We start from the raw sequence: 5366 nt of genomic DNA on the forward strand, positions 1-5366 counted from the left end.
GAGTCCGCCTGCCGTACCAGGGTGAACACGCCGTCCTCGGCACGGATCTCGGCGAACAGCCCGGTGATCCCTCCACCGGTGCGCAGCTCGGCAGGATTCTGCAACATCACCAGGATCGTGCGCGGCCCGTCGGCTCCGGCCAGGCCAGGCACCACGGCGGCGGCGCGAGCGAGTCCGTCCATGGCCGGCGTGAGCGTGTCGAGTACTTCAGATAAGCGGGAGACCCCCTTCGCGAGAGGCGGAAGCAGAACGTCGGTCTGGATCGTGCCGAGCTCGTCGCGCGCCGTCCCCAGCGCCACAGCCGCGGCCGCGAGCGGCGCCTCCTGGGCGCGCAGGGACAGGATGTCGACTGTGCCCTGCTCGGACCCGAGCAGAGCCTGCGCCGGTCCAGTGACGGCGTCGGCGGTCGCGGACAGCTGCTCGGAGACGACGCGAACCGCGGCGAGGTTCTGCCCGAGGACCGGCACGATCTCGGCTGCGTGCCAGAGCGGACCCGACGTCAGCTCGGCGGCACGCCCGGCATGGGTGCCGACGTCGGTCAGCAGCTCATCGATGCGGTCGGAGTCACCGGCGGATGCCGCGGACTGCGCCTCCGCGACCATGGGCACGAGCGCAGAGAGCTCCTGCGACGCCTGCACGGCGCGGAAGCACACCCACCCGATGAGTGCGATCAAGAGGAGGAGGACGCCACCGGCCACACCCCACAGGACGCGGCCACGGCGCCGCCGCGCGGCGACGGTCGACACGGCGGATCAGCGGGACCGGCGAAGCCGAAGGACCGCGAGCAGCGAGCCGATCGCGATCAACGCACCGCCCGCGAGGCCCAATGCCGGCGTCCACCCGCTCGAGCCGGTCGCTGCCAGTGCGGCGATCGCGCTCTTCTCCTGCGCCCCGCAGGCCGGCACGGTGATCGGGTACTGCAGTGGCGGTACGGAGCCCGGCTGAACCTGAATCGTCCCGTCCACCGTGGTCGCCGCTGTGCCACCGCCCGGCAGCCGCGTCAGCATGGTGTCGGCGGCTGCGGGCCACGGCACGCTTCCCGCGACCGACCCGTCGCTCAGCGCGCCCAGAGGCACCGTCACCGATCGTCCGGACTGCTCGATCACGAGCGTCACGTCGCCAGTCTCCGCGGCCACGTCATCCGGATCGGTGACTGAGACGACGAAGTCGAGCCAGCTCTCGCCGCCTCGGCAGTCCCCGGTCACGACCGAGCCGGCGAGCGTGGCTTGAGACGGATCCACGGGCGTGTAGTTGTCGTCCTGGCCGGCATGAGCCGCCGTCGGTGCCGCGACGAGCGCGGCCGCGATGAGCAGCATCCCCCATTTACGCATGCGTACTGCCTCCCCAGAAGGCGTTCACGAATCCCGCCTGCGGCGGAGTATTCGGCGAGCCCTCAACTCCCCAGTGGAGTGCTCGCAGAACGGACTATACCCCCTCTACCACCGCCGGGGAACCGTGGAAAAACGCCCGACACGCGGACGGCGAAAAAAACTCGGGACATCCAGGACGCGGTGGGCTATGCTCCGAACTGCACATCCGACATCGCAAGGTGTCGAGAGAGCACTGCCGAGGGGTCGGCAGCGCAGGACCTCCCGATCTGGGGTCGGGGACACGGTTTCTCACTGATGTGCACGCGGGTATGGGGCCCGCATCTGGGGAAATACTGGGGAAGTACGTCATGGGGAGACGTCATTTGGCGTACCCGTGCACCGTTGGAGGTGCGCGGATGCGCATTTTCGACGGGGCACGGGTACGTCAGCAACTCGACCGCGCGCCGCGATCTGAGGCGCGCGGATGACCGCGATCGGGGTCGGCTCTGCACCGACGTCGTGGATCACGCCGGTACCGGAGCTTCCGGCTCTTCCGAAAGCGGCTGCCGACCGAATCGTGCTCGGCGCGGTACCCGCGCCCTCCTTCGCGGCGGACGCTGCCGTCCGGCGCGCCACTCCGGCCCTGGAGCGTCGGCGTCTCTGGGAACGCCGATATCGCTGGCGCCTGATCGCCACCGACACCGCGGTGGTGTTCGTCGTCAGCGCCGGCGCCTCGCTGCTGCACCTGGGCACCGCGGCGCCACGGGCGCTGGTTGAAGATCCGTGGATCCTCTCCCGCCTTCCACTGGCAGTCGCGCTGGTATGGCTGGTGATGCTCTGGGCGTTCCAGACGCGGTCACCGCGCATCATCGGGGCGGGGAGCACCGAGTACAAGCAGGTCGCACACGCCACGGGGCTCGCCTTCGGCGTTCTGGCCATGGCGTTCGTCGTCTTCCAGTGGCAGGGCCTGACCAGTCAGCTCATCGTCGCCCTTCCGGCCGGCCTGCTCGCCCTGCTCGTCAGCCGCCGCAGCTGGCGGCACTGGCTGATCGCGCAGCGACGCTCGGGAAGCTATGTCTCCCGAGCCATCGTCGTCGGACGGAGCGCCGACGTCGAGTACGTCATCGGCACGCTCCAGCGCGACAACCAGTTCGGCTACGACGTCGTGGGCACCGCGCTGGAGGGCGCCAACGTCGACACTCACCTGGTGGTGCAGAGCGTGAGGTACCCGGTGGTCGGCACGCCGAACACCGTGGCGGAAGCAGCACGCGAAGTGGGCGCCGACACGATCATCGTCGCGAGCCAGCTGGACGACGCTCAGTACACGCGACGCCTCAGCTGGCAGCTCGAGGGAACCGCGGCCGATCTGGTTCTCTCGAGCCGACTGACGGATGTCGCGGGACCGCGCATCTCTCTCCGTCAGGTGGAGGGGCTGCCCCTCGTGCAGGTGCGGATCCCGTCGTTCGAAGGAGCGCAGCACGCATATAAGCGGGCGCTCGACATCGTCGTCGCGGGCGTCGCACTGGTGCCCATCCTTCTGATCACCCCGGTGATAGCGCTGCTGGTGAAGCTCGACTCCCCCGGGGGTGTGTTCTTCCGCCAGCGCCGCGTCGGCCTCAACGGCCAGGAGTTCGAGATCCTCAAGTTCCGTACGATGCGCGCATCGGCGGAGGAGGAGCTCGCGGCCCTCGTTGCGCACAACGAGGGGTCGGGACCGCTGTTCAAGCTGCGCAAAGACCCGCGCGTGACCCGGGTCGGCGCGACGCTCCGTCGGCTGTCGCTCGACGAGCTGCCCCAGTTCTGGAACGTGCTGCGCGGCGATATGAGCGTCGTCGGTCCGCGGCCGCCCCTGCCCAGCGAGGTCGGTGGGTACGACGGCGCGGTCTTCCGGCGCTTGTACATCAAGCCCGGCATCACCGGCCTTTGGCAGGTGAGCGGGCGGAGCGACCTGTCCTGGGAGCAGAGCGTCCGCCTCGATCTGCATTACGTCGAGAACTGGTCGGTCATGACCGACCTGATGATCATGTGGCGCACCGCTCGGGTGATGGTCCGTCCAAAGGGCGCGTACTGATCCCATGACTTCAAGCAACACCTCCGATATCGAGACCGGATCCACGGCCGCGCACCCCCGCCCCACGTCGGCGCCGTTGCTCTGGCGCTTCTGTGCGCCGGCCCTCGCGGCCGTGGGTCCTCTCGAATCCGGCACCTCCCGCCCTCTTCTTCCGCTCGCCCACTCTCACTGAGGAGAATGCGCATGTTCCAGACCATCAGACGTGCCTCGTCGAAGAGGCGCACGCACATCCTGATCATCGTCCAGAACCTTCCTGTCCCGCTCGACCGGCGGGTGTGGCTCGAGTGCCAGGCTCTCGTTCAGCGCGGCTACCAGGTCAGCGTGATCTGCCCGAAGGGTCCGGGTGACCCCGCGCGCGAGCACCTCGACGGGGTGGACATCTACAAGTACGCCCCGGCGCCGGAGGCCAAAGGTCTTGCGGGGTTCGCGTGGGAGTTCGCGTACAGCTGGGTGCGCACCGCATGGCTCAGCCTGCACGCCCGCCGCAAGGGCCGCTTCGATGTGATCCAGGCATGCAACCCGCCCGACACGTACTGGCTTCTCGCGCTGCTCTGGCGGATGGCCGGCGTCAAGTTCGTCTTCGACCACCACGACCTCAACCCCGAGCTGTTCCGGTCGCGTTTCGGAGAGCCGCAGGGCGTGCTGAAGAAGCTCGAATACCGAGTTCTGCTGTGGCTCGAGCGCCGCTCGTTCCGGACCGCCGATCACATCATCTCGACGAACGAGTCGTACAAGGCGATCGCGGTGAGCCGCGGTGACCGCGCTCCCTCCGAAGTGACGGTGGTCCGCAGCGGACCCGACACGCAGCAGATGCGACCCATCTATCCCGAGCACCCGCGGTCCGCGGACAGCATCAACCTCGTCTACGTCGGCATCATGGGCCCGCAGGACGGCGTCGACCAGGTGCTGCACGTCGTCGACGAGCTCGTGCACCGTCGCGGGCGGAACAACGTGACGGCCACGCTCCTCGGTTTCGGCGACTGCCTCGAAGACCTCAAGGCCGAGGCCAGGGCTCTGCTGCTGCATGATCATGTGACCTTCACAGGTCGAGTCGACCGCGCGCAGATGGCCGAGTTCCTCAGCCGGGGCGACATCGGCGTCTGCCCCGACCTCAAGACTCCCCTCAATGACGTGTCGACGATGAACAAGACCTTGGAGTACATGGCATATGCACTGCCTTCGGTCGCGTTCGACCTCGTCGAGACGAGCGTCTCTGGCGGGGACACCGTGCTCTACGCGCCGTCTGGCGACATCTCGGCGTTCGCCGACCAGGTGGAGCGTCTGATCGACGAGCCGGCGTTGCGGGCGGCTCTGGGGCGCGCCGCCCGCGACCGCGCCACACACCTCATGGACTGGCGTCCGCAGGCCGAGGCGTACGTAGGCGTGTACGACAGGATCACCGGACACGGCCGGCTCGGTCCAGCGGTTCCCGAGACCGTCGGGAAGCCCATCCACGACGCGCAGGGACGACGCTACGTCGACCTCGACGACGACCAGGCGTTCGATCGCTACCTCATCGCTCGGGACGCCGAGTCGGTGCCGGCGGAAGACGCGATGAGCTCCGCCGAGGTGACCAGTCGTGTCGGCATGCTGGCTCGCGCTGAAGGCGCGTACTGACCATGTCCCGGACGAGCGTCGGGGCGGCCTCCGCCCGCGACGCGCCTCGCACTCCCGGGCGTCCGACCTTCGTGATCGCCGCCCACAACGAGGAGCGGGTCATCGGCGCCTGCCTCGACGCCCTCATCCGGCAGGATGTGCTCGGCGATGAGATCATCGTGGTCGCGAACGGCTGCACCGACCGCACCGCTGAGGTGGCGCGTGGGTACGGCGTCACGGTGATCGACCTTCCCCAGCCGGGCAAGCCAGGCGCCCTGAATGCCGGCGACGCCGTGGTTTCGACGTCCCCCCGGGTCTACCTCGACGCCGACATCGTCGCCCCCGACGGTGCGATCGCAAAGCTGACGGCCGGGCTCGAGCGGAGTCCG

Annotated in this window: 5 protein-coding genes; 3 read left to right on the forward strand and 2 right to left on the reverse strand. The window is 68.8% G+C overall.

Annotated elements, in window-relative coordinates:
* Nucleotides 1-746, reverse strand: a 746-nt coding sequence (locus VFX99_RS15830) for a DUF4012 domain-containing protein (protein ID WP_329667252.1), incomplete at its 3' end; no start/stop codon positions are given.
* Nucleotides 747-752: 6 nt separating this feature from the next.
* Nucleotides 753-1331 (reverse strand): hypothetical protein, encoded by a 579-nt coding sequence (locus VFX99_RS15835; protein WP_329667253.1) that lies wholly within the window; start codon nucleotides 1329-1331, stop codon nucleotides 753-755.
* A gap of 463 nt (nucleotides 1332-1794) precedes the next feature.
* On the opposite strand from VFX99_RS15835, the gene VFX99_RS15840 reads away from it, so the two are divergent.
* From VFX99_RS15840 to VFX99_RS15850, 3 genes are all read left to right on the forward strand, one after another.
* Nucleotides 1795-3381 (forward strand): sugar transferase, encoded by a 1587-nt coding sequence (locus VFX99_RS15840; RefSeq protein WP_329667254.1) that lies wholly within the window; start codon nucleotides 1795-1797, stop codon nucleotides 3379-3381.
* A gap of 183 nt (nucleotides 3382-3564) precedes the next feature.
* On the forward strand, nucleotides 3565-4998 hold the full coding sequence (locus tag VFX99_RS15845) for a glycosyltransferase family 4 protein (RefSeq protein ID WP_329667255.1): 1434 nt from the start codon (nucleotides 3565-3567) through the stop codon (nucleotides 4996-4998).
* A 2-nt stretch (nucleotides 4999-5000) separates the two neighbouring features.
* Nucleotides 5001-5366 (forward strand): glycosyltransferase (locus tag VFX99_RS15850; RefSeq protein WP_329667256.1); only part of this gene is annotated, 366 nt, incomplete at its 3' end.

The organism is Microbacterium sp. (assembly GCF_036277215.1).
GTDB lineage: Bacteria > Actinomycetota > Actinomycetes > Actinomycetales > Microbacteriaceae > Microbacterium.